21 protein-coding genes and 7 pseudogenes are annotated in these 18,964 nt (G+C 59.0%); 13 read left to right on the top strand and 15 right to left on the bottom strand.

The genetic code is table 11. The features are described from left to right. On the bottom strand, positions 1-232 hold a 232-nt coding region (locus NKJ89_RS27690), incomplete at its 3' end, for a cytochrome b/b6 domain-containing protein (protein ID WP_352607188.1). Between the two features lie 42 nt (positions 233-274). Here NKJ89_RS27690 and NKJ89_RS27685 point away from each other — a divergent pair. The 4 genes and pseudogenes from NKJ89_RS27685 to NKJ89_RS27670 all read left to right on the top strand — a co-directional run bounded on the left by NKJ89_RS27685 (position 275) and on the right by NKJ89_RS27670 (position 3,910). Further along, complete coding sequence (locus NKJ89_RS27685; RefSeq protein WP_352487696.1) at positions 275-874, top strand: YdcF family protein; 600 nt, start codon at positions 275-277, stop codon at positions 872-874. Between the two features lie 182 nt (positions 875-1,056). Next, a complete protein-coding gene (locus tag NKJ89_RS27680; protein WP_023762587.1) occupies positions 1,057-1,767 on the top strand; it encodes a pentapeptide repeat-containing protein in 711 nt (236 codons plus the stop codon). Between the two features lie 431 nt (positions 1,768-2,198). Continuing rightward, a pseudogene (locus tag NKJ89_RS35805) lies at positions 2,199-2,460 on the top strand (hypothetical protein); the annotation flags it as partial. Positions 2,461-2,725: 265 nt separating this feature from the next. Further along, positions 2,726-3,910: an IS91 family transposase gene (locus tag NKJ89_RS27670; protein WP_352607186.1), complete on the top strand. Its 1,185-nt coding sequence runs from the start codon at positions 2,726-2,728 to the stop codon at positions 3,908-3,910. A 442-nt stretch (positions 3,911-4,352) separates the two neighbouring features. On the opposite strand, the gene NKJ89_RS27665 is transcribed toward NKJ89_RS27670, so the two are convergent. Next, positions 4,353-4,553 (bottom strand): hypothetical protein, encoded by a 201-nt coding sequence (locus tag NKJ89_RS27665; protein ID WP_352486173.1) that lies wholly within the window; start codon positions 4,551-4,553, stop codon positions 4,353-4,355. 126 nt (positions 4,554-4,679) lie between these two features. Next, positions 4,680-4,958 (bottom strand): hypothetical protein, encoded by a 279-nt coding sequence (locus NKJ89_RS27660; RefSeq protein ID WP_352486174.1) that lies wholly within the window; start codon positions 4,956-4,958, stop codon positions 4,680-4,682. 370 nt (positions 4,959-5,328) lie between these two features. Here NKJ89_RS27660 and NKJ89_RS27655 point away from each other — a divergent pair, with 370 nt between their 5' ends. Both NKJ89_RS27655 and NKJ89_RS27650 read left to right on the top strand, forming a co-directional pair. Continuing rightward, a complete protein-coding gene (locus NKJ89_RS27655) occupies positions 5,329-6,138 on the top strand; it encodes a GGDEF domain-containing protein (RefSeq protein ID WP_352486175.1) in 810 nt (269 codons plus the stop codon). A 381-nt stretch (positions 6,139-6,519) separates the two neighbouring features. Then, the gene (locus tag NKJ89_RS27650; protein ID WP_023762542.1) at positions 6,520-6,660 is read left to right on the top strand and encodes a YqaA family protein; all 141 of its coding nucleotides are present in this window, start codon (positions 6,520-6,522) and stop codon (positions 6,658-6,660) included. 35 nt (positions 6,661-6,695) lie between these two features. Here the strand turns inward: NKJ89_RS27650 and NKJ89_RS27645 are convergent. From NKJ89_RS27645 to NKJ89_RS27630, 4 genes and pseudogenes are all read right to left on the bottom strand, one after another. Beyond that, a pseudogene (locus NKJ89_RS27645) lies at positions 6,696-6,892 on the bottom strand (helix-turn-helix domain-containing protein); the annotation flags it as partial. A gap of 425 nt (positions 6,893-7,317) precedes the next feature. After that, positions 7,318-7,628, bottom strand: a pseudogene (locus NKJ89_RS27640) (NADH-quinone oxidoreductase subunit B family protein); the annotation flags it as partial. A 176-nt stretch (positions 7,629-7,804) separates the two neighbouring features. Further along, the gene (locus NKJ89_RS27635; protein ID WP_023762546.1) at positions 7,805-8,293 is read right to left on the bottom strand and encodes a plasmid partitioning protein RepB C-terminal domain-containing protein; all 489 of its coding nucleotides are present in this window, start codon (positions 8,291-8,293) and stop codon (positions 7,805-7,807) included. Next, positions 8,280-8,471, bottom strand: a pseudogene (locus NKJ89_RS27630) (transposase); the annotation flags it as partial. The pseudogene NKJ89_RS27630 and the gene NKJ89_RS27635, both read right to left, overlap by 14 nt. 322 nt (positions 8,472-8,793) lie before the next feature. On the opposite strand from NKJ89_RS27630, the gene NKJ89_RS27625 reads away from it, so the two are divergent. Then, positions 8,794-10,779 carry an HWE histidine kinase domain-containing protein gene (locus NKJ89_RS27625; RefSeq protein ID WP_352607184.1) on the top strand — a complete coding sequence of 662 codons (1,986 nt, stop codon included), beginning with the start codon at positions 8,794-8,796 and terminating at the stop codon, positions 10,777-10,779. A gap of 86 nt (positions 10,780-10,865) precedes the next feature. Here the strand turns inward: NKJ89_RS27625 and NKJ89_RS27620 are convergent, their stop codons facing one another. Then, a complete protein-coding gene (locus tag NKJ89_RS27620) occupies positions 10,866-11,378 on the bottom strand; it encodes a YciE/YciF ferroxidase family protein (RefSeq protein ID WP_023762550.1) in 513 nt (170 codons plus the stop codon). Between the two features lie 126 nt (positions 11,379-11,504). On the opposite strand from NKJ89_RS27620, the pseudogene NKJ89_RS27615 reads away from it, so the two are divergent. Together NKJ89_RS27615 and NKJ89_RS27610 are read left to right on the top strand one after the other, a co-directional pair. Next, positions 11,505-11,891, top strand: a pseudogene (locus tag NKJ89_RS27615) (helicase HerA-like domain-containing protein); the annotation flags it as partial. 28 nt (positions 11,892-11,919) lie between these two features. After that, positions 11,920-12,258: pseudogene (locus tag NKJ89_RS27610) on the top strand (hypothetical protein); the annotation flags it as partial. 41 nt (positions 12,259-12,299) lie between these two features. On the opposite strand, the gene NKJ89_RS27605 reads toward NKJ89_RS27610, so the two are convergent. The 6 genes and pseudogenes from NKJ89_RS27605 to NKJ89_RS27585 all read right to left on the bottom strand — a co-directional run bounded on the left by NKJ89_RS27605 (position 12,300) and on the right by NKJ89_RS27585 (position 16,957). Continuing rightward, positions 12,300-13,505 (bottom strand): NRAMP family divalent metal transporter, encoded by a 1,206-nt coding sequence (locus NKJ89_RS27605; protein ID WP_502904167.1) that lies wholly within the window; start codon positions 13,503-13,505, stop codon positions 12,300-12,302. Positions 13,506-14,367: 862 nt separating this feature from the next. Then, the gene (locus NKJ89_RS27600) at positions 14,368-14,568 is read right to left on the bottom strand and encodes a DUF2905 domain-containing protein (RefSeq protein ID WP_023762553.1); all 201 of its coding nucleotides are present in this window, start codon (positions 14,566-14,568) and stop codon (positions 14,368-14,370) included. A gap of 829 nt (positions 14,569-15,397) precedes the next feature. Next, a complete protein-coding gene (locus NKJ89_RS35800; RefSeq protein WP_502904166.1) occupies positions 15,398-15,559 on the bottom strand; it encodes a transposase in 162 nt (53 codons plus the stop codon). Positions 15,560-15,568: 9 nt separating this feature from the next. Next, positions 15,569-15,823: pseudogene (locus NKJ89_RS35795) on the bottom strand (transposase); the annotation flags it as partial. 507 nt (positions 15,824-16,330) lie between these two features. Further along, positions 16,331-16,558 (bottom strand): hypothetical protein, encoded by a 228-nt coding sequence (locus tag NKJ89_RS27590; protein ID WP_023762555.1) that lies wholly within the window; start codon positions 16,556-16,558, stop codon positions 16,331-16,333. 84 nt (positions 16,559-16,642) lie between these two features. Next, positions 16,643-16,957 carry a hypothetical protein gene (locus tag NKJ89_RS27585; protein WP_031261238.1) on the bottom strand — a complete coding sequence of 105 codons (315 nt, stop codon included), beginning with the start codon at positions 16,955-16,957 and terminating at the stop codon, positions 16,643-16,645. Positions 16,958-17,220: 263 nt separating this feature from the next. Here NKJ89_RS27585 and NKJ89_RS27580 point away from each other — a divergent pair, with 263 nt between their 5' ends. The 4 genes from NKJ89_RS27580 to NKJ89_RS27565 all read left to right on the top strand — a co-directional run bounded on the left by NKJ89_RS27580 (position 17,221) and on the right by NKJ89_RS27565 (position 18,551). After that, entirely contained in the window at positions 17,221-17,346 is a 126-nt protein-coding gene (locus NKJ89_RS27580) for a hypothetical protein (RefSeq protein ID WP_023762557.1), read from the top strand. A gap of 118 nt (positions 17,347-17,464) precedes the next feature. Then, complete coding sequence (locus NKJ89_RS27575; protein WP_352607180.1) at positions 17,465-17,662, top strand: hypothetical protein; 198 nt, start codon at positions 17,465-17,467, stop codon at positions 17,660-17,662. Further along, positions 17,608-17,847 (top strand): hypothetical protein, encoded by a 240-nt coding sequence (locus NKJ89_RS27570; RefSeq protein ID WP_352607193.1) that lies wholly within the window; start codon positions 17,608-17,610, stop codon positions 17,845-17,847. Before NKJ89_RS27575 ends, NKJ89_RS27570 begins: the two co-directional genes overlap by 55 nt. A gap of 98 nt (positions 17,848-17,945) precedes the next feature. After that, complete coding sequence (locus NKJ89_RS27565; RefSeq protein ID WP_352607178.1) at positions 17,946-18,551, top strand: hypothetical protein; 606 nt, start codon at positions 17,946-17,948, stop codon at positions 18,549-18,551. Between the two features lie 50 nt (positions 18,552-18,601). Here the strand turns inward: NKJ89_RS27565 and NKJ89_RS27560 are convergent, their stop codons facing one another. Next, complete coding sequence (locus tag NKJ89_RS27560) at positions 18,602-18,829, bottom strand: hypothetical protein (RefSeq protein WP_023762562.1); 228 nt, start codon at positions 18,827-18,829, stop codon at positions 18,602-18,604. Positions 18,830-18,964: the final 135 nt, after the last annotated feature.

Below are 18,964 nucleotides of genomic sequence, written 5' to 3'. Positions count from 1 at the left end.
AGGTGTGCCTGACAGGGGGTTGGGTGAAGATGCGCCAGCAAAGCCTGAGAACAATGATGGCAAGGATCGTCACGCCGATCGACATATGGAGCGGAAGCCAGTTCATCGTCGCCATCCCTGGTCCGTTCATCGGCCCGAAGGCAATGGCGATTTGCGCCGAAAGCGCGATTACGGTCAGCCAATGCAGCAGACGAATGCCGGAATGCCAGTGCAGGCGTGGGTTCTCCCTCATCTCTGAGGCGCACCGGTTGTCAAATGCGAGCGCGAGTGTCTGATGTTTTTCGTCATCTCCAAGCTCATCGAGTTTTTCCTGCTCCCTTCCAATCTTGTCGCCCTCCTCGGGCTGATCGGCGTCCTCGCCACGCTCTTCGGCAGATCCCACCTCGGACGGGCATGCATCATAAGTTCGGTTCTGTTGCTCGCCATCTCCGGCTGGAGCCCTCTGGGACCGGCGGCGTTGATGGCACTAGAAGACCGCTTCCCCCAACCGGTGATCGACAGGCCGGTCGCCGGCATAATTCTTCTTGGCGGAGCGGTCGACACTCATATCAGCGGCGACCGCGGCACCTTAGCGATGAATGAGGCGGGAGAACGGCTGACCGCGACCGTCGATCTCAGCAGGCGCTATCCCGATGCAAGGATTTTTCTGTCGGGAGGATTAGGCCACATCGACGGCGCCGGCGCACTGACGGAGTCCCAAGTCGCTCGCGACATTCTCGTATCGCTGGGCGTGCACCGCAACGCATCGACATGGAAGAACGATCACGAAACACCTGCGAGAACGGCACCCAAAGCGCAGCCTCCGTCCGGCCGAAGCCAGGCGAACATCGCGACGAGGGGATTACGACCGCGAAGAACGACCAGCCCGGTCTGATTTTTAGCGGGTAGGGCGCCTAAAAGGTAACACGCTGCTACCTTTGGCCCGCTGCCTCATGGTGGCGGGCTTTTCATTTGGCGGTGGGGACTAGCGGGATTAGCGGGAAAAACGCCGTCGCTTTTGAGTGTCAGCAGATGTGGTAAGGTTGATTGTCGGCGAGTAGCAGAGGTCCAGCAACAATGAGACGAACCAGAGTTTACGGCGCATCCGGCTTGGTTCTAGCGGTTTGCACTGTATTTGCTTGGCAGAACGCCACTGCCGCTCAAAATTGCGACGCAGCCGCGACGCCTGGCGTCAATTGGCAGGACTGTGACAAAAAGCTTCTCATCCTAAAAGGACAGGACCTGAGCGGGGCGAACCTGTTCGGTGTTGATTTCACTTCGACCGACCTCAGGAACAGCAATCTCCGTGCGGCAAATTTTGAGAAGGCAACGCTTGTGCGTGCTTCCCTGGCCGACTCGACCGCCAAAGGCGCCCGGTTCGACAAAATCGAGGCTTACAGGACCGACTTCAGCCGTATGGACGCGCAGGGCGCTGTGTTTGCGAGCGCGGAAGTGCAGCGCTCGAATTTCCAGGACGCCAATCTGACCAATGTTGATTTCACAAAGGCGGAATTGGGGCGAGCGCAGTTCCATGAAGCCGATATCAGCGGCAGCCGCTTTTCGTTTGCCAATCTCGCGCGGGCGGACTTCCGAGGAGCGACGTTCACCGCGCCGATAGACTTTGACCGCGCTTTTTTCTTTCTGACCCGTATCGAGGGCCTCGATCTTTCCAATTCGGCGGGTCTGTCCCAGTGGCAGCTCAACATGGCTTGCGGAGACGCCCGGACCGAGTTGCCTTCTGGCTTGACGAGGCCTGAAGATTGGCCCTGTCAATTCCAGCAAGAATAGTTGTCGGCAAGCCGCCCATCACCGCAAGGACGCCGAGGAAGACGAAGACAGCGAGCCGCAACCCAGGCGATTCATCATCGGAAGAGGTTAGGCACTAATTTAGGCACCGAATAAGGCGCTACACACGGGAGCTGCGCGGCGGACACCGACGTCACAGCTACCGCCACGCCATTTTTGCACAACTTGACGCACACAACTCGAGGGGTTCGCGGATCAGTCCGCGGTCGTCCCGTTGTCTTCGTTTGCGACAAGTCGTGGTTTTCGAGCTCGTGACGCGCGATCCCGACTTGCCATCACGTTGCCGACGATAGCAAAAGAGCGCCCTCAAACGGGCGCCGGCATTCTATCCCTTGTAACACCCACGCGTTGGCGACAGACCTTCGGGCGGTCGTGGACGCACTTCTCTACATCTCTACATCGCCTGACCGGCTGCCAGTGGCGGGCATTGCCGGACCGTTCCCGCCCGAGAAAAACTGTCGCAGGCTCTGGCCAATCTCGGCACATGGACCATCGAAATCATCAAGCGCTCCGACACGGCCAAGGGCTTTGAGGTGCCCGCCGCGACGACCGGTCGTCGAGCAAACTTTCGCCTAGCTGGGACGTTGTCGCCGGCAAGCCAAAGATTTCGAGGCGACCATCGCCAGCGCCGAGCGTGGTCTTCTCCGCCGCCATCGCGCCAACTTCGGTGCTTGATCGGCATTACAGCCAAAGGACATTGTTAGAGCGAAAAGCTGACATTTGCGTAGCAGGACGACAAAATGCCAGCATTTATCAAATTATCTCGTTAGCGCCAGCCGTGGCCTTAAATAATCCGAAGCGAAATTCCATCGCCGCGAAAACCAGCCCCCGTAGAGCGATTAGCATTTGCCTTCCAATCCGCATTTCTCGTTTCTCCAAAGGTTGCACCACGAAGCCCTTTCACCATGCATTGTCGTTCCGCCCAGCATCGCCATCAGCCATGCGGGCGGCGGCGCATCGCCGACGATTCGGCCGTAACCATGCCGGCCATCTCGGGCGTGTCGAGCGCCGGGTTATGGGCGCGGTGGAGGCGTGCCGGACCGCGGCCCTGGGCGGTCACGCCGAACACTGCGCCGACTGCGGTCTCGTGCGGCAAGCCTATAACTCCTGCCGCAACCGTCACTGCCCCAAGTGCCAGGGCCTAGCCCGCGCCCAGTGGCTGGCCGAGCGGCAGGCTGAGCTGCTGCCGGTCCCATACTTCCACGTGGTCTTCACCGTCCCGGCCCAGATCGCTGAGATCGCCTTCCAGAACAAGGCGGCGGTCTATACGATCCTGTTCAAGGCCGCATCCGAAGCCTTGAGAGTGGCGGCGGCCGATCCCAGGCATCTGGGCGCCGAGATCGGCATGGTCGCCGTGCTTCATACTTGGGGTCAAAATCTCCACCATCATCCGCATGTCCACTGCGTCGTGCCGGGCGGCGGCCTGTCGCTCGATCCTGCCACGGCGAAGGCCGGGGACCAGCGATGGATCGCCTGCCGGCCGGGATTTTTCCTGCCCGTGCGGGTTCTGTCGCGTCTGTTCAGGCGGCTATTCCTGGGGCGCCTGCAGGACGCCTTCGACGCCGGCCAGCTTCGCTTCTTCAGCGATCTCGCCAGCCTGGCCGACCCTGCCACTTTCTGCGCCCAACTGACTGGACTGAAGCGCATCGAATGGGTCGTCTACGCCAAGCCCCCGTTCGGCGGTCCCGAACAGGTCCTCGCCTATCTGGGCCGCTACACCCATCGCGTCGCCATCCCCAACAGCCGCCTCGTGAGCCTGGATCAGGGAAAGGTCAGCTTCCGCTGGAAGGACTATCGCCACCACGACAAGTCCAAACACAAGCTCATGACCTTAAGCGCCGACGAGTTCATCCGGCGCTTCCTGCTGCACGCTCTTCCAGACGGATTCCATCGCATCCGCCATTACGGCCTCCTCGTCAACGGCCACCGCGTCGCCAAGCTCGCCCAGTGCCGTCTTCTTCTGGCGGCGCCCACGCCGCCGACGCCGGACCCGACCGCCGACTATCGCCAGCGTTACCGCTGTCTCACAGGGCACTCCCTGGACATCTGTCCGGGCTGCGGTGGCGCCATGGCCTCGCTCGGCCCGATCCCGCGCAAGGCCCCGACCTGGCCAGACACCTCATGACACGCTGCGCACCGACACGCTTGCACCGTCCATCCCGGCGTCTGCTACAGTCGCCGAAGGGCCTTTGCGCGCCGCTAGTCAAAGTCGCAGCCTGGCTGTCGCCAGCAACGCTACACCTCAGCGTCAACGACCCAATGGCGCCGTCTCTCGCGTCGCAGATGGTCCTGCATCGCGACGACGGGCGACCGCCTAAGAGCGATCGGCGAGCCCGCTCCGGCGCCTCGGACACACTGTCGAGCCCTAAATCCCCATAGCCCCGCCCGCCATCCCGCGGTTCAGTTCAATCAGGCTTCAATGTAGTCGCGACCCGTGCGTGCCCGCCCAATCGCGCCCGCGACTACACAGAACCCTCCAGAATCTCAACAGGCCTTAGGCCGTGGTTCCAGCCAATCAGGCGTGCGAATGAAACAGATCAACCCCTGAACCGCGCTTGGGCTTTGAACTACCCGTAACGGCCCTCAAGCGCGCTTGCGATTCGCTCGCACAGCAGCTCGCCCGTGCTGATCTCCAGGTGGAGACGAAGTCGCGTTCCTTCCGCATTAATCATTGTGATTACGACGCCATGATCGCTGTAACCGGCCAAATCAAGAACGTCGCGAAGAATGAAGTCTTGGGTTTCATCGGCCCAATAGGGATTCTTCATCATTCCTCTCCTTGGCTGGCAGACAGCGATATAAGCATTCGAAGGGTGGCGGCTTTCCTACAATCATCGTACTTTTAAGTGGCTATGCTCTGGCTCGGCCTTGGCTCTGCGCTAATGGTGATGTTGCTAGCAGCGCCGGCATTTACCGTGACATTGCGGCCTCATCGCGTACCCGGCCATCTCGCCTGTGGGCTCCACCTTGTTTGCGGACTTCGTCTGCTTTGGCGCCGAAAGGGAAAGGCCGTGGAACTTTCGGCTGACTCCGCCCAGCACCGGGCTGATCAGAAATGACATGGACGCAATAGCCGAATTGCGATCCCAGTCATCGTGCATCTTCAGAACGGCGACGGTGATCGTCATTTCATCATCGGCGTCGAATTTCCCGAGCCATTCCAGCCATTCCATAAGTCTGGTGCGGGCATTGGGTTCGTCAAGTGGTGGCTAATGTAGGTGCAAATACGCTTGCGCGGATAACCCCAAGATATCAAATTCGAATAGCCCTGCGTCCTTGAGGATGTGGACTGCAGGAGGTATCGCGGCCATGTGCGCTAAACCGCGCGATATGTGAAAATCGCCAAGCTTCCACAGCAGCCAAACGGCCTAACACGCCGACGTCACAGCTACCGCCACGCCATTTTTGCAGAACTTGACGCACACAACTTATGGACGTCCCTCTGGCAAGGTCGAGGGCCGCTTTTTGCACCAGCGCTTGGGCCCGAATAATCTTAGTCGAATTGGTAACGTCATATTCAGTGCCGGTGTTTAAAAAAACGATATGATGCCGCGCACCAATCGTATTCTGGGCAAATCAGTAATCGTGACGATAATTGCAGTCGTGGCGACCTTCGGTCTGTCGTTCACGGCCAGGCTTGCGTTGCAGATGCCGATCGACTGGCTGAGTTGGGTGGAATGTACCTTCATTCCCATCCTGATCGGAATGCCGGTCAGTGCCTACATTTTCGCCCAGTCGGAAACGATCCAGGATACCTGCGACAAGCTGGAGAAGTCACACACAGCCCTCAGAGAGGCGCACGAGAGGCTCACCTTCGTAACCAGCCACGACCCGATGACGGGGCTCCTTAGCCGCGGTGAATTCATGGCAAGGATGGACAGGAGGCGCGATGAAGGAGAATGCGACACGGTTCTCTTGATCGATCCGGATCATTTCTCCTCAATCAACGACAAACATGGACACTTCAAGGGTGACGAGACTTTGGTGCAGATTGCAAAGGCCCTCGTCTATGCGACACGCCCAGGTGACTCAATTGGTCGTCTTGGCGGGGAAGAGTTCGGGATCTTGCTGCGAGAGGCGCGCAAAGAGCAGGGAATGACGATTGCGGAGAACATCCGTCGGAATATCGAGGGGATTCCCTGGGTCCGGGGGCAACAGGACGTCGTAGAGGTGACCGTCAGCATCGGGGGTGCAGAAATCTCTCGCAATGCAGATACTCAGAACGTCCTCCGCATTGCCGGACGGTGCCTTTTTGAAGCGAAACAACGTGGGCGGAACCGCGTGTCGTTCGAATATGAGCCAACCAGGTTGCAAGACGCAGAAGAGCGAAAGACACGCCGCAGATTCGAATGAACCCCTGCCGATGAGCCGCGCTAGCAGACGCCAAAAAATGATGGCAGTCGAGTTGGCATGGCTGGTGCATAGCTGGTGCATGTCACCAGGCGGCTCAGGCGATTCCCTTCGCCTTCCGGTCTCTCAAGTCATCGGCCTCTGTTGGCTTCAGCCTCACGACTAGCACACCGTCAAGAGTAGCCGGCTGTCCGGTGAAGACGTCAGTGATCGACTAGAGACCACTATGTGCACTATGTGCTCGCTGCATGTCGTAGCGCTTAGTCATCGATTCAATATGTGGCCGGTGGGACCAGGCGCTGGTTCGCTATAACTCCTGAGCGCTATGAGTAGGCAAGCGGGACGTTCCGACGCTTTGGCGAATGGACGCTGCTGTTTGCCTGGATGCCGGTTGTTGGAGATGCCTTCACCATTGCGGCAGGCGCGGCACGCGTGGATCTCTGGGTATTCGTTGCTCTTGTCGCAATGGGCAAGGCCGCACGCTATGCGGCGGTCGTTGCGGGAGGACTGTGGGCGATCACGTGAGTTGCCGTCCTCATCGGTACCGCAAGCAGCGCTTTCTATACGCGCGAGGCACGGCAGATCACGATATTCTTTCGATCCCATGCATCGAGCTCCTCAAGGGGATATAGCACTGCCTTGCCGATCTTGATGTAGGTCGGCCCGATTTTCACCGCGCGCCAATTGCGGAGTGTTCCGACGGAAACACCCCGCGATAGCGCCCTGAGACTTCTTCGTCCGTGAGAAATTTTCTTTCTTACATTAGATGCCTCAACATGCATCGTCGACCGGTTCGGTTCGACGACCGTCAGTTGTTGCGAGCGGAGCCGACCGGAGTGCCGTGGCGTTACTTCAGGCACGCACCGCAACTGTCGAACACGCTCTTGTACGGACACAGTGAGGCGCGTTTTTCGATGAAGGGAAGAGGCTGAATACGATGATCGTAGCCTCGGATAGCTTCGGATAGAAATCGGATGGTTGCTGTAGCCACCCAGCAAAAATAGTCCGAGCCGCGTCAAACCAATTGATATGCCGAAAGTCGCTGCTGTCGATCTTGGATGTCGCCTTCACCTCGATCAATGCCACCAAGCGGCCCGGCGCTTCCGCAAGGGTATGCTTTGGACACATGACACATGCAGCGACAAGGCCGGCCTGGATAAGCCTCCACATCGATATTCAGCCTCATGGACCACGCTTTGAATTCACGCCCTCAAGCAAGGCGAGCAGGCCTGTCAGAATTTCGATTGGCGCTGGCGGGCACCCCGGAATGTGCAGGTCGACAGGCAGAGCCTCCGACACGCCGCGCATCACGGCATAGCTGCCAGCGAAACAGCCGCCGTTGCTGGCACAATGTCCGAGTGCGAGGCGACCACCCATTGGGGATTGGGAGTTGCGTCGTAGGTTCGCTTCAGTGCCTCTCGCATATTCTTGGTCACGGGCCCGGTGACGAGCAGTACATCGGCATGGCGCGGCGATGCGACGAACCGGATTCCATGACCGCCGCGGGTGTTCCATCCTGTCGGGCAGGAATTGGAAACCATCCGGTTCCGGCGGCTGGTCGAAATCAAAGCGCGTGATCTGGAAAGATTAGTAAGCCATGTAGTGTTGGCGCGTCAAAAGGAAATCCGGTAGTGCGCCGAGCGGCTGTGGAGCCGGCCCGCTCCCCCACCTATTTGAGGAAGAGCACCGACAGATTGTGAAACTCTTCAAAATGGCCAGGAAAATTGCGCGCCAGATACCGCACCACCTTGGAATTATCCATCAGCCGTTCAAAATAGCGGCTGGCTGCGACAAGCTCCCCACTTGGCCACGCTGTTCCACGGCGCTTAGAGCCGCAAGGGCTCAGCCTGCCCAGCTCGAGCGCCATCGCGCCTCGCATGCCTTCAGTCAGGTTGGCGATCGTGGTGGGATGGAAATCCTTGGACAGCAGGGCTTGTGGTGTAAGAGCGATGAGCATCCTTGCGTAGGTGAGCCTGACCCGGTCCATTGCCACCATCAGGCGGGCAATCTCCAATCGCCTGGCTGAAAGCACCTTCTGGAGCAACCCGAAAATCTTTGTTTTCACTGGGCTGTCCCGAAGCACGTCGAAGACGTCCGGGCAAACTCCGCTAACAGGTTCCCGGTTTTCACCTATGTCGGAAGCAGGATCGCGCGCCATGAACAAAGATCTTGCGGACGTGACGGTTCCCACGCTTGCTGATGCCGAGGAGTTTCTGCTTGCCTTCGGTCGAGTGTTCCCGCGGGACAAGGCCCAGCCATGCAGCCAGATCGCGGGCCTTCTGAAACTGACGTCCGTTGCCGACGACCGCAAGAAGGGCCGTGGCGCCCAAGGTTCCGCGATCTCTACGACAATTAAATCTTATCCAGCTGATGGAATCGGAGACAAGCTTCTCCATTCGCTGTGCCACACAGCCGGAACCCGGAGGACAAGGGGGTCGCGGCGGCTCATTGAGGAATGCATCAGACAAACGTATTGCTGAGCCGATATGGCCCAGACCGGATAAAACACGGATGCCGGCGCGATTCGTCGGCGTCGCTCCGCCCCAAATTGCCGCGCCATATTCGCTTGAACTAAAGCTTGCCGTTCGGAGCTCGCCGATTATGGTTGGCGGATCCTGAGGGGCATGAGGTAGAGGCTTGCAACGACGGTCCGTTCGATTGCACCTGCTCGGATCGATCGCAGCCGCGATCGTCCCGGTCTGGCTGTTCGCGGCCTATTTGCTGGTGCAATACGCTCTGCATGAGAGATACCGTTTCGAACAGGATGCCGTGCAAACGGCCAGGCAGGTTTCGCTCGTTGTCGAAGGTGAACTCGTCAATCTTCAGACAATCCTCAATGGCTTGTCGAAATCGGCCGCCCTTGCCAACGGTGATCTGCAAACCTTTCACCGAGAGGCGCTCAATCTGGTCCGGGCAACGGACCGAGTCGTCGTCCTGAGAGATCTCGGTCACACTCAGCTGATGAACACCGGGATTGGCTACGGCAGCAATCTGCCGCCGGTCGACCCCATAGCTGATCACGATCGCGAAAGAATCAGGACCTCCGGATTTTTCGTCAGTGATGTCTTCGCCGCCCTGGGTTCGAGTAGCTACCGCGTTCAAATTGCCATCCGAGTGCCAGCGCCCAAAGGCGAGGACCTGATTCTTTCGATCTCTGTCCCAACGACCCGCATCCGCAATGTGATGATGCCAGCCGTGCCCGAGGGCTGGACGGTCGCGGTTGGAGATCGTGACGGACATTTTGTGGCACGCTCCAAGTTGCACGAAGAGATGAGCGGTAAACCCGGACTGCCGGAATATGTGGAGAAAGTCGTTGGCCGCTCCGGCAGCTTTACATCCCGCAATCTCGAAGGAACCAAGCTGCTAGCCGGCTTTTACAGGTCCTCTTACTCGGATTGGTTTTATACCGCCAACCTGCCGCTTTCGGTAGCGCAGGCCCCGCTCTGGCGCTCGCTCGCCGCGATTAGCGGCATAGGCCTCTTGTCCCTCCTTGTATCGATTGCGCTCGGATACACAGTCGGCAGACAATTCACGGGTGCCACCGCCGATCTAGCCGCACGCGCTGAGGCGCTCGGGCAGCAGCGCAAGGTCGAGCCGCTTTACACCTCGGTTAAGGAGTTTGCCGCCATCGCCGAGGCGCTGGTTGAGGCGGAGCGGGCCATCACCGAACGCCGAACGGAGCTGGAAACTGTGTTGGATACGGTACCGGCGGGGGTCTGGTTCACCTATGACCCGAAAGCGCTCCAGGTGATCCGTAACCGCTTCGCGGCGGAACTCATGGGTTTGCCGACTGACGGCGCAAAATCCTTTGGCAGACCGCAGCACGTGATCGACACGATCGCGGTCAAGGATGGCCATATCATCAGCCGAGAGGACCGGCCGCTAAGCCGGGCAATGCGTGGAGAACTGGTCGACCACGAAGAGTTCGCCTACACGCTTCCGTCTGGCGTCGAGCGTTTTCTGCTATCCAGCGCGCGGCCTATTCGCAATCCAGATGGCGCGATCGTTGGAGCTGTGCAAATCAGCCTCGACATCACCGACCGCAAACGCGGCGAAGAGCAACGCAAATTGCTGGCCAATGAGCTCAACCACCGCGTCAAGAACACGCTTGCTGTCGTCCAATCAATCGCGGGCCAGACAATCCGCAACGCCACCAGTCTATCGGAGGCAGGAAAGATGCTGTCCAGCCGGCTCGTCTCGCTGGCAAAGGCACATGACTTGCTAACGCAGCGGAACTGGAGCGGCGCAGATCTCAATGATCTTGTTTTGGCATCGGTCACGCCGCACGCGCCGGTCGAACGCTTTCAGATCGGCGGCGAGACGGTGTGGCTCCCATCCAACATTGCCCTTTCAGCAGCTTTGGCGTTCCATGAGCTGACGACCAACGCGATCAAATACGGGTCGCTGTCGAATGCGACGGGAAGCGTTTCGATCCATTGGAAGCTTGTCGGCAAGGGCCAGCATCGCCGGCTCGAGCTCGAATGGCGCGAAGTTGGAGGTCCGCCTGTTGGTCCTGGTGGGCGCAAAGGCTTCGGCACGCAGCTTCTGGAGCGCGTGTTTGATTTCAATAAGTCAGATCGCGTCGTACTCAATTTTGAGAAGTCGGGGCTGATCTGCGAGTTCCGGCTGACCTTGCCTCACTGAAATGGCGGTGTCGCGGCTGGCCGAACGGCGCACCCCAAGGAGGCGCTCGGGGTTCATGGTTGCGGCTGAGGCGCTTCACAATCGCGTTATGCGGCTTCGGCAGCCATGTTGACCGTCGATTCAGCGAGTTGGGTCAGCGCCTCGTCGGTCGCCTTCTCTTCTCCCAGCGTGAGTTTGAGGAGCGATACCGCTTCATCGAGCCCGAGTTCGGAAGCCCAGGTTAACAAAGTCCCGTAGCGGGAGATTTCGTAGTGCTCGACAGCCTGCGCTGCGGCCAGCAGCCCGGCATCCAAGGCAGCTGCGCCCTTGTACTCTTCCATGATTTCTGCGCCCTCCTCGGTCATCCCGACGATGGCCGCGCAGGTCTTGCCCTGCGGCTTCTTGCCGATCACTTCGAACACCTCTTCGAGGCGGGCAACGTGTTCCTTCGTTTCGCCGCGGTGCTTTTCGAACGCCGCCTTCAAATCTGGGCTTTGCACCGCTTTGGCCATTTTCGGCAAAGTCGCAAGAATCTTCTTTTCGGCAAAATAAATGTCCTTCAGCGTACCGTGGAAAAGTTCGGTCAAACCTTTGGTCGAGGCCTTATTCGTAGTTGCCATGGTGTTTTCTCCCGTTCTCGCCTCGGAACGAGGCAGGAATGCAACTCAATGTGCGGCAAGTTGTTCCCGTTCTTTGTGAGTGGCCTGCATTCATTCTAATCTAGGCCAAGGGCGCTCGATGTCTGAATGGTCGAGATTCCCGGCGTGTCAAACTCGTCCGCTCAGATAGCACCAATAGGGCATGGATTTCATAAGTTAACTCTTAAGGCCGGCGTACGGAGCGCTCGCCTCCTACCTGACAGCCGCCTCTGCCATTCGAACGAACATCGTGATCTGCCGTGCGCCAAACCGACATGCCGTGCGAACCGCAATGCAGGGCCGGCGATCGCCTATTCGGCGAGCCGCCGTTCGATATCGCCGATTTCACGGCGCTCGACGCGCAGGGCAGGGAACCACAAGCTCTTGCATGCGGACAAGCTACTCGAAGCGCTAAAGCTCTTGCTGCTTTGGCTGCTGACCGCACCCTTCCGCAAGTTGCCGGACGCCGGCGATCTCGCGAAGCCCAAGCTAGTTCTTCTCGACGAGGCGCACCTGCTGTCCAAGGGCGCGCCGAAGCGGCTGCCCGACGCACTGGACCGCCGACATGATGGCGGCCACGGCCGGCATCAAGCCGAGTTCGGTGCGTTGCATGTGGAAGGCGAACGGGCTGCAGCCCAACCGCTGGCGCCAGTTCAAGCGTCTCAAGCGATCCGCGGTTTGTGGACCAACTGCGTGACGTCGTCGGCTCAATGTTGATGCGCCTGCTCAATGCGATCGACGCCGAAGTGCCGGCCGGCGAGGACGCTTCATCTTCCACTTCACACCGATCTCGTGCTAGTGGCTCAACACGGTCGAGGGCTTCTTCGCAAAATTGTCGAAGCTTCGCCTAAACCGAGGCGTTCGATGGACCACGCGCGACAATAAGGTCATCCCCACTCCTTCCTATCTGAAAATGAACATAGCGGCGGTTGCGCCGGCCATGATCGCGGTGACGGTCCATCCGAGAATACGCTGGCCAATCGTGGCCACGAACCGACCCATCTCGTGCCTGCGCGAAGCTACGATCATCATCGCCGCCATGATGGGCACGGAAATCACGCCATTGATGACAGCGGTCCAGAACAGGGCCTTGATCGGATCGATCGGCGAATAGTCGACAGCGATGCCGAGTACCGTCGCCAACCCGATCACCGTGTAGAAACCCACTGCTTGCCACGGCTTGTTCTCGAGACCGGTCTTCCAGCCTCGGGATTCGCCGACGGCGTAAGCGGCCGAGCCCGCCAAAACCGGGATGGCAAGAAGACCGGTGCCGATGATGCCAAGACTGAAGAGCATGAATGCGAATTCGCCAGCTACCGGCCGCAACGCGTCGGCGGCATCGGCGGCAGTCTGGATGTCGGTCATGCCACTGGCGTGCAGTGTGACGGCGGTCGTCAGGATGATGAAGAAGGCGATCAGGTTGGAGAAACCCATGCCGGCATAGGTGTCCCACTGGATTCGACCCAGCTCGTAGGTTGCTTGAGAGGGCTTTCTTAGGAGTGGCTTAGCAGCGTCCGCCTCTTCATCCTCCACCTCCTCCGATGCCTGCCAGAAGAAGAGATAAGGGCTGATGGTGGTGCCGATGATCGCCACCACCATCGTGATCATATCCCCGGTCAAGCTGAGCTGGGGCACAAACGTACGTAGGGCAACATCGCCCCAATCAATATGAATGGTAAAAATAACACCGACATAGGCGAACAACACTAGCGTCAGCCATTTCAGGTAGCGGACATACCGGTGATACGGAATGAACAGCTGTGCGACCAGCGAGACGACGGCAAATCCAACGGTGAAAGTGTGCTGGCCCCAGCCAAGCACCAGTTTTGCAGCCGCACCCATCGCCGCCAGATCGGCCCCGATATTGATCGTGTTGGCGATGAATAGAAGCGTCACCAGGATCATGACGATCCAAGCCGGAAAGACGCGGCCCATATTGGCGGCAAGCCCATGTCCGGTGACGCGGCCGATCCGGGCGCTGATCATCTGAATGGCGCACATCAGCGGATAGGTGAAGACCATGCTCCAAAGCATGTTCATGCCGAACTGTGCGCCAGCTTGCGAATAGGTGGCGATGCCGCTGGGATCGTCGTCGGCGGCTCCGGTGATGAGCCCTGGCCCCAGCCGCTCTATCAGGGTGGCCCGGCGTAACCGATGCAGACGGGTCGACGCAATTTTGAGCTGGAAGACGGCTTTGCTTCAGTAGTCACCGGCCAACTCTCCATCCCGATCAGAAAAGTGAAGTCGACGGGAATTCTTTCGTGATCATGCCAGCTTCCATAAGACGAGAAGAGACGGGAAAAGAGTAGCGATCGCTTCATCCCAATAGGTGAGTGTCGGTGCGTGAAATGGCGTCTTCCGAACTACCGCAATACCAACGTCCAATAAGGCGGCGAAAAACAGCAAGTTGACCAGCGTTCGGCCAAATTCCCACAGCCAATGCGCCGACGCGAGACATACGAAAGGCGAGCTTAAGCAGGAAGCGCGTCAAAACATATCGACTTGCGGGATCCGGTAAAGTTCGCATTGCTTCCAACAGAGGCCTTGCCGAGATTTCGCTGGGGCAAGGTAAATAACCTTCCTACCAACGCAACGGTTCCGATCGCCGCTGGGGACAGCGTGGCTGGAATCTGCGCAAGCGACACTACGCATGGGCATTGCGGCGTGTCGCCGTTGGTGACCGCAGCGACGCCGCCAATCGCAGCCCTCGCGCCGGTCCAGCTCGGAAGGGCCATACCGGCGCGCTGCATGACGTATTGGGTAACGTGGCGGCAACGGTCACCAACACGAGCCGCTGGGCACGCGGGCCAGTTGGCGCGCACGCCGCGACTTTGCGCCAGTGCGCTTTCGCCACTGGTCGGGCCGATTGTCGTAGCAAGATTTGTCCACCGCCCCCAGCTCCTCGGGGACAGAATGCGAGCATTGCGAGGAAGGGTCCAGGTGGAGGGCGGCTGTAGACCCAAGTATCCCGCTACCGGTTGATCAGCCACAGAATAATCGAGAGCACGACGCTGATAACTATCCCGGTGGCGATCGGAGCATAAAACGCGAAGTTTTCACGCTCGATGACGATGTCACCAGGCAGCCTGCCAAGGCCGATCCGCGACAACCACGGCCACAGTAAGCCTACGGCCACTATGATGAGGCCAACAACAATCAGGGCTCGTGACATAGCATCGTCCTGCCAGAGATATAGTGGCACCGGATCTCACCGGTAGGTTAAGGATTTCTGCGATGAGAGGTAGTGCGCTCCGCTGGTACCCGCTCGCCCGCATGGTCGCGCGAGGCAGAGAAGTTCCACAGTCAGACCTTTTCAGATCGTGTTATACGAGTGGCTGGAAACTAACGGTTACCGGCGGTCCGGACAATCGACTAAGATAGCGAGACAGACTGCTTCCCTTTTCACTTGGGGGCGGTTAGACGGCCTTCAACGGGCAGATCACACCTCATTGGATGCGCGCACGGCGTGTCGGTCTGGCGCACGGCAGATCACGATATTCTTTCGATCCCATGCCTCGAGCTCCTCAAGGCCCGATTATCGTCGCGCGCCAATTGCGGAGTGTTCCGACGGAAATCCCCGCGATAGCGCCCTGAGACTTCTTCGTCCGTGAGAAATTTCTTTCTTCCATTGGATGCCTCAACATGCATCGTCGACCGGTTCGGTTCGACGACCGTCAGCTATTGCGAGCGGAGCCGACCGGAGTGCCGTGGGCCACTTCAGGCACGCACCGCAACTGCCAACCGCAAGACCCGAGCCGTCCTATTTGGACGGAACGGGAACGTCGAGTTCAGGCGGGCGGTCCGGCTGTCTTTTTAGCGGCTTCATCTTGGATCCTCATGGACTTCGATCGATCCAACTGTACGCCTTCACCTTAGAAACCGGCGCCGCCTCTTTGGATGGGCTTCGCGACTTAGGCGCACCGCCCCCGGCCTCGGATTGACGCGCGACTCTTTCGCTGCAAAGGTGTATTAACGACTTGTTTACCAAACGTCAGTCACGGCTAAGAATTGGGTTCGCGCTGGAAGGGACAGGCGGAGTTCATGGCCAGCTTGATGCGGCGTACCGAGACGCTGACCAGGGCGCCGATCTTGAACAGCTTGAGACGGATGGTGGCGCAGCTTGCCCTGGCAAGCCGTGTGTCCACCAGGCCGATGCGGCGCAACGCGCAAAAATCTTCATAGCCAAGCGCGAGCGCGAAGATGCGCTGGCCGACAAGCGTCTTCACCTCATGCTCGATCAATGCCGGACGGCGGGCATCCACGAACCAGCGGGCAAAGCGGCCGACCAGCCCGATCGCCCGGTCCGTCAGCCCCAGCAGAAGCGCGCCGGCGTCGGAGGTGATCGTTCCACCGTCAAAACCGGCCACGACGGCACGCCTTTCAACAGGTGCAACATCAAACCGTTCCGGTATACACTCTGTTTGCATCGGGGAATACCTCTGCTCAAGGTAAGTCTTTGTCGCAGAAGCATTTTCCTTGATTCGGAGCCCCGATGCACTTCAACTGTGTGAGATATCCGGGCTAGCGCCGCCGCCTGGAGGGTCGTCCTACATATTGCTGCAGGGCGGCACCGGCGGTCTCGGCTTGTGCGGTGTCGTCTGGCGCATCGGCCAGTTGGGTGCGACGGAGCGACTTGCCAAAGAGTTGGCGATTGGCTTGATTGGAATGGTTGGCGTGGCAGCCCGCCGCTTCAGCAAAGCCGCAGACATCTTGGCCACAAGATCTCTAACTTCCATAGGCGTCTCCTCCCGAGAAACGCCCGCCCGCGGATTATCCATAGCACAGTCGCGAGCCCGCCAGCGTTAAAGTTTGACATGGCGGCAGATGACCGGGGGGCGAGGTCCACAATCCATGCAGCGTCGCCGGTGGGCACCGCGGCGATTTCCAGGCGGACCGGAGGAATGAGACGCCGGCCAGCTTCAACCTACGCGAAGTCATTCATTGCTGCTGGGGGGATCCATCAAGCGGTCTGTGGCCTCGACCAGAAACCGCATCCTGCTGCGGAGCGCTATATTCGCGGCCAGCATTTCTTCTGTTCGTTTAATCGCGATCTCAGTCCGGTTGATGCGCTGCTTCGCACTCGCGACTTCCGAGGTCAAAATATCAGCCGCCATGCCGTGGCCTTGGGGTTCCATGGTATCCATCATGATTTGGTAACTCATGGCGAACCGGTTCGTTCCGTAGCTACTGCGCGATGCGTGGCCCGGCTTTCATTGAGATCAAAAAGCCGGGCCATCGGCCTCCGATCAATAGTCGCTATCGCTGTTGTCGTCCTGCTGGATGATTACGTGACGGTGGCGATGGAGGGGACGATCGACCGATCCGGTGATCATCACGCCCGAGCGGTGATGCCGGCGCCCCTGGTCGTAGAAGGTCACCTGACCATGATGACGCCGATGCAGACGCTGGCCGTACTGATTGATCATCACTGCGTTGTCATTGTTCCAATAATGATGACGGTGGTGCCGGTGGCTTTGGATGACGATGGAATCATCCGCCGAAGCGACCGCAGGCGCGGCCAAGCAAAGCGCCAAGGCGCTCATAATCAGGGTGGCTCTCATTATCAATTCTCCGAAAAATTAAGATGCCCTTCGCTGGGTAAGCATTGCTCGTACGCTTTGGTTCCTGCCTCGGAAGGTGGCTGGGACGGCCAGCAGCCTGTCGGGGGCGCTGTATGACGGTGGCCCCACACTCGACTGCCGAGGCGTCGACGACACCGATCTGGAATACGAACCTAGACTGCATAAGTCGCCGTTACCTATACGGACAGTTTCATTGCCAGGTCGATTGATGGTGCCGGCTCATCGACACCACGGCCAATGTGATGCTCACCATGCAGCGGGCGATCCTCGGCGGCTTCGCTGCCACGTCGAAGAACGCCTTGTACTACCGCAAGATCACGCTGACGGCGCCCGTGGCCAGCTCCTCGCTGCCGGGGCTTTCAGCATGATCGCCAGGCTCGCCTCCCTCCTGTCCTCTAGCATCGTGCTGGCGCTGCCGTGGTAGCCGCTATGATTTCATCCGGTTTTCAGATTATTGTCGCGCTTGACCCATTGGGGAGGGCTGGCGTGAAACGCGACATGGAATTGATCCGGGAAATCTTGCTCGCAGTGCAGTATCGAACCGACTTGACACCAAAACCGCTGCCACTGGAAGGCCATGACGAAGTGGTGGTTGGCCGTCATATCGAGATGCTTTCCGCGCGGGCTTCATCGAAGGGCCGCCGTCCAGACGGATCAACGCGCCCTATGCGCTTGTTTTCATGAAAGACTTATCTTGGGAAGGTCGCGACTTCCTTGCGGCTTTGCAAAACAAAGGCGTCTGGAACCAGATAAAGCAGTCGTTTTCTGCCGCCGAATTGGCCGGGTTGCCCCTCAGTGTGGTGAAGGATCTCGGTCTTGGTCTACTGAAAGAGTGCGCCAAATCCAAAGTTGGTTTGATCACCGGTTAGCCTTGCGCATAAGTCTCCACTTATGCAATATCGTGTTCCAAGCGCGGCGCGGCATGCTGGCACGGACAGACCCTCTTCCTCGCGATATCCTCTCCGGCATGGTCGTCGATCCTCGCGTGAAAGCGCTTTGCCAGGAATTTGACGTCAGGATCGTCAGCAAATCGGCCTACCCGCCTCCGGGAGAGACCCGAGCCGTCGCCACGATCCGGCGGATCATCGATCGCCACGGCGTCGAACATGCTCGCCTCGTCATGTGCATCCTTGCTGAAGGGCAGGGCAACAACGCCCTGATAGACGAAACCTCCCTGACGGCGATCTCTGACCTGCTGCGCGCCTGTCCCGACCTGGTCGAGCAACACACCACGGCGCTGCTCGAGATGTTCGATTTGATCCCGCTCGGGCCAATGATGGCGCTTGCCCACGAGCTCCGCGGGATCGTTCACCAGGGCCATGCGCTCGCGGGCATGATTTACATGATGGCGCGGCAGCGACAGGGGGCGCCCCACACGTCGACAATCGCATCCGAGCGAGCGAGGCCGCAAAGGGTCGATCAACTGGTGCTCGGCGCTCCGAAGATCGCAAGCTGGCGATCGGGCACCAGCTGCTGGAGGCCAAGGCATCATTGCCGCGCGGTCATTTCGGGCCTTGGCTGGACAAGCAGGAAGGTCTTTCCCGCCGTATGGCGCATCAGTGTATGGCACTGAGGGCAAGGCAGGGCGATTGTTGACGCGCTTCGAGCAAACGACACAGGCAGTCACTTCTTGCAATCTGGAAGCTTCTTCAAGGCATCGTTCGCTTCCGCCTCGGTCTTATATGTGGCCTTCGTAAGCTCTATGACCAGGGTTCCGTCTGGCTTCTTTGTCACCACCTCGCACTGCTTCGAAACGGCATCCTTTGCGGCCCAATATTGGGTAGTGTCTGCAAATGCGGAAGCTGGAAATTGAATGAGCAGCGCTATAGTTGTTGCGATTTGGCGTACCATTTTTGTACTCCCCTTTGGATCAAATAACAGAACGTGCGGCTTTGGGCTCTGTTCCCTAGAAGGAACCTGCGTTCACGCTGGCCATAAGCGGGCGCCAGGACGCGCGGGACGCTTCGGCGGTCAGCGGAAACGCGC

Source organism: Mesorhizobium sp. M0047, from assembly GCF_040323315.1.
Classification (GTDB): domain Bacteria; phylum Pseudomonadota; class Alphaproteobacteria; order Rhizobiales; family Rhizobiaceae; genus Mesorhizobium.
This window is presented reverse-complemented; position numbering and strand designations above follow the sequence as displayed.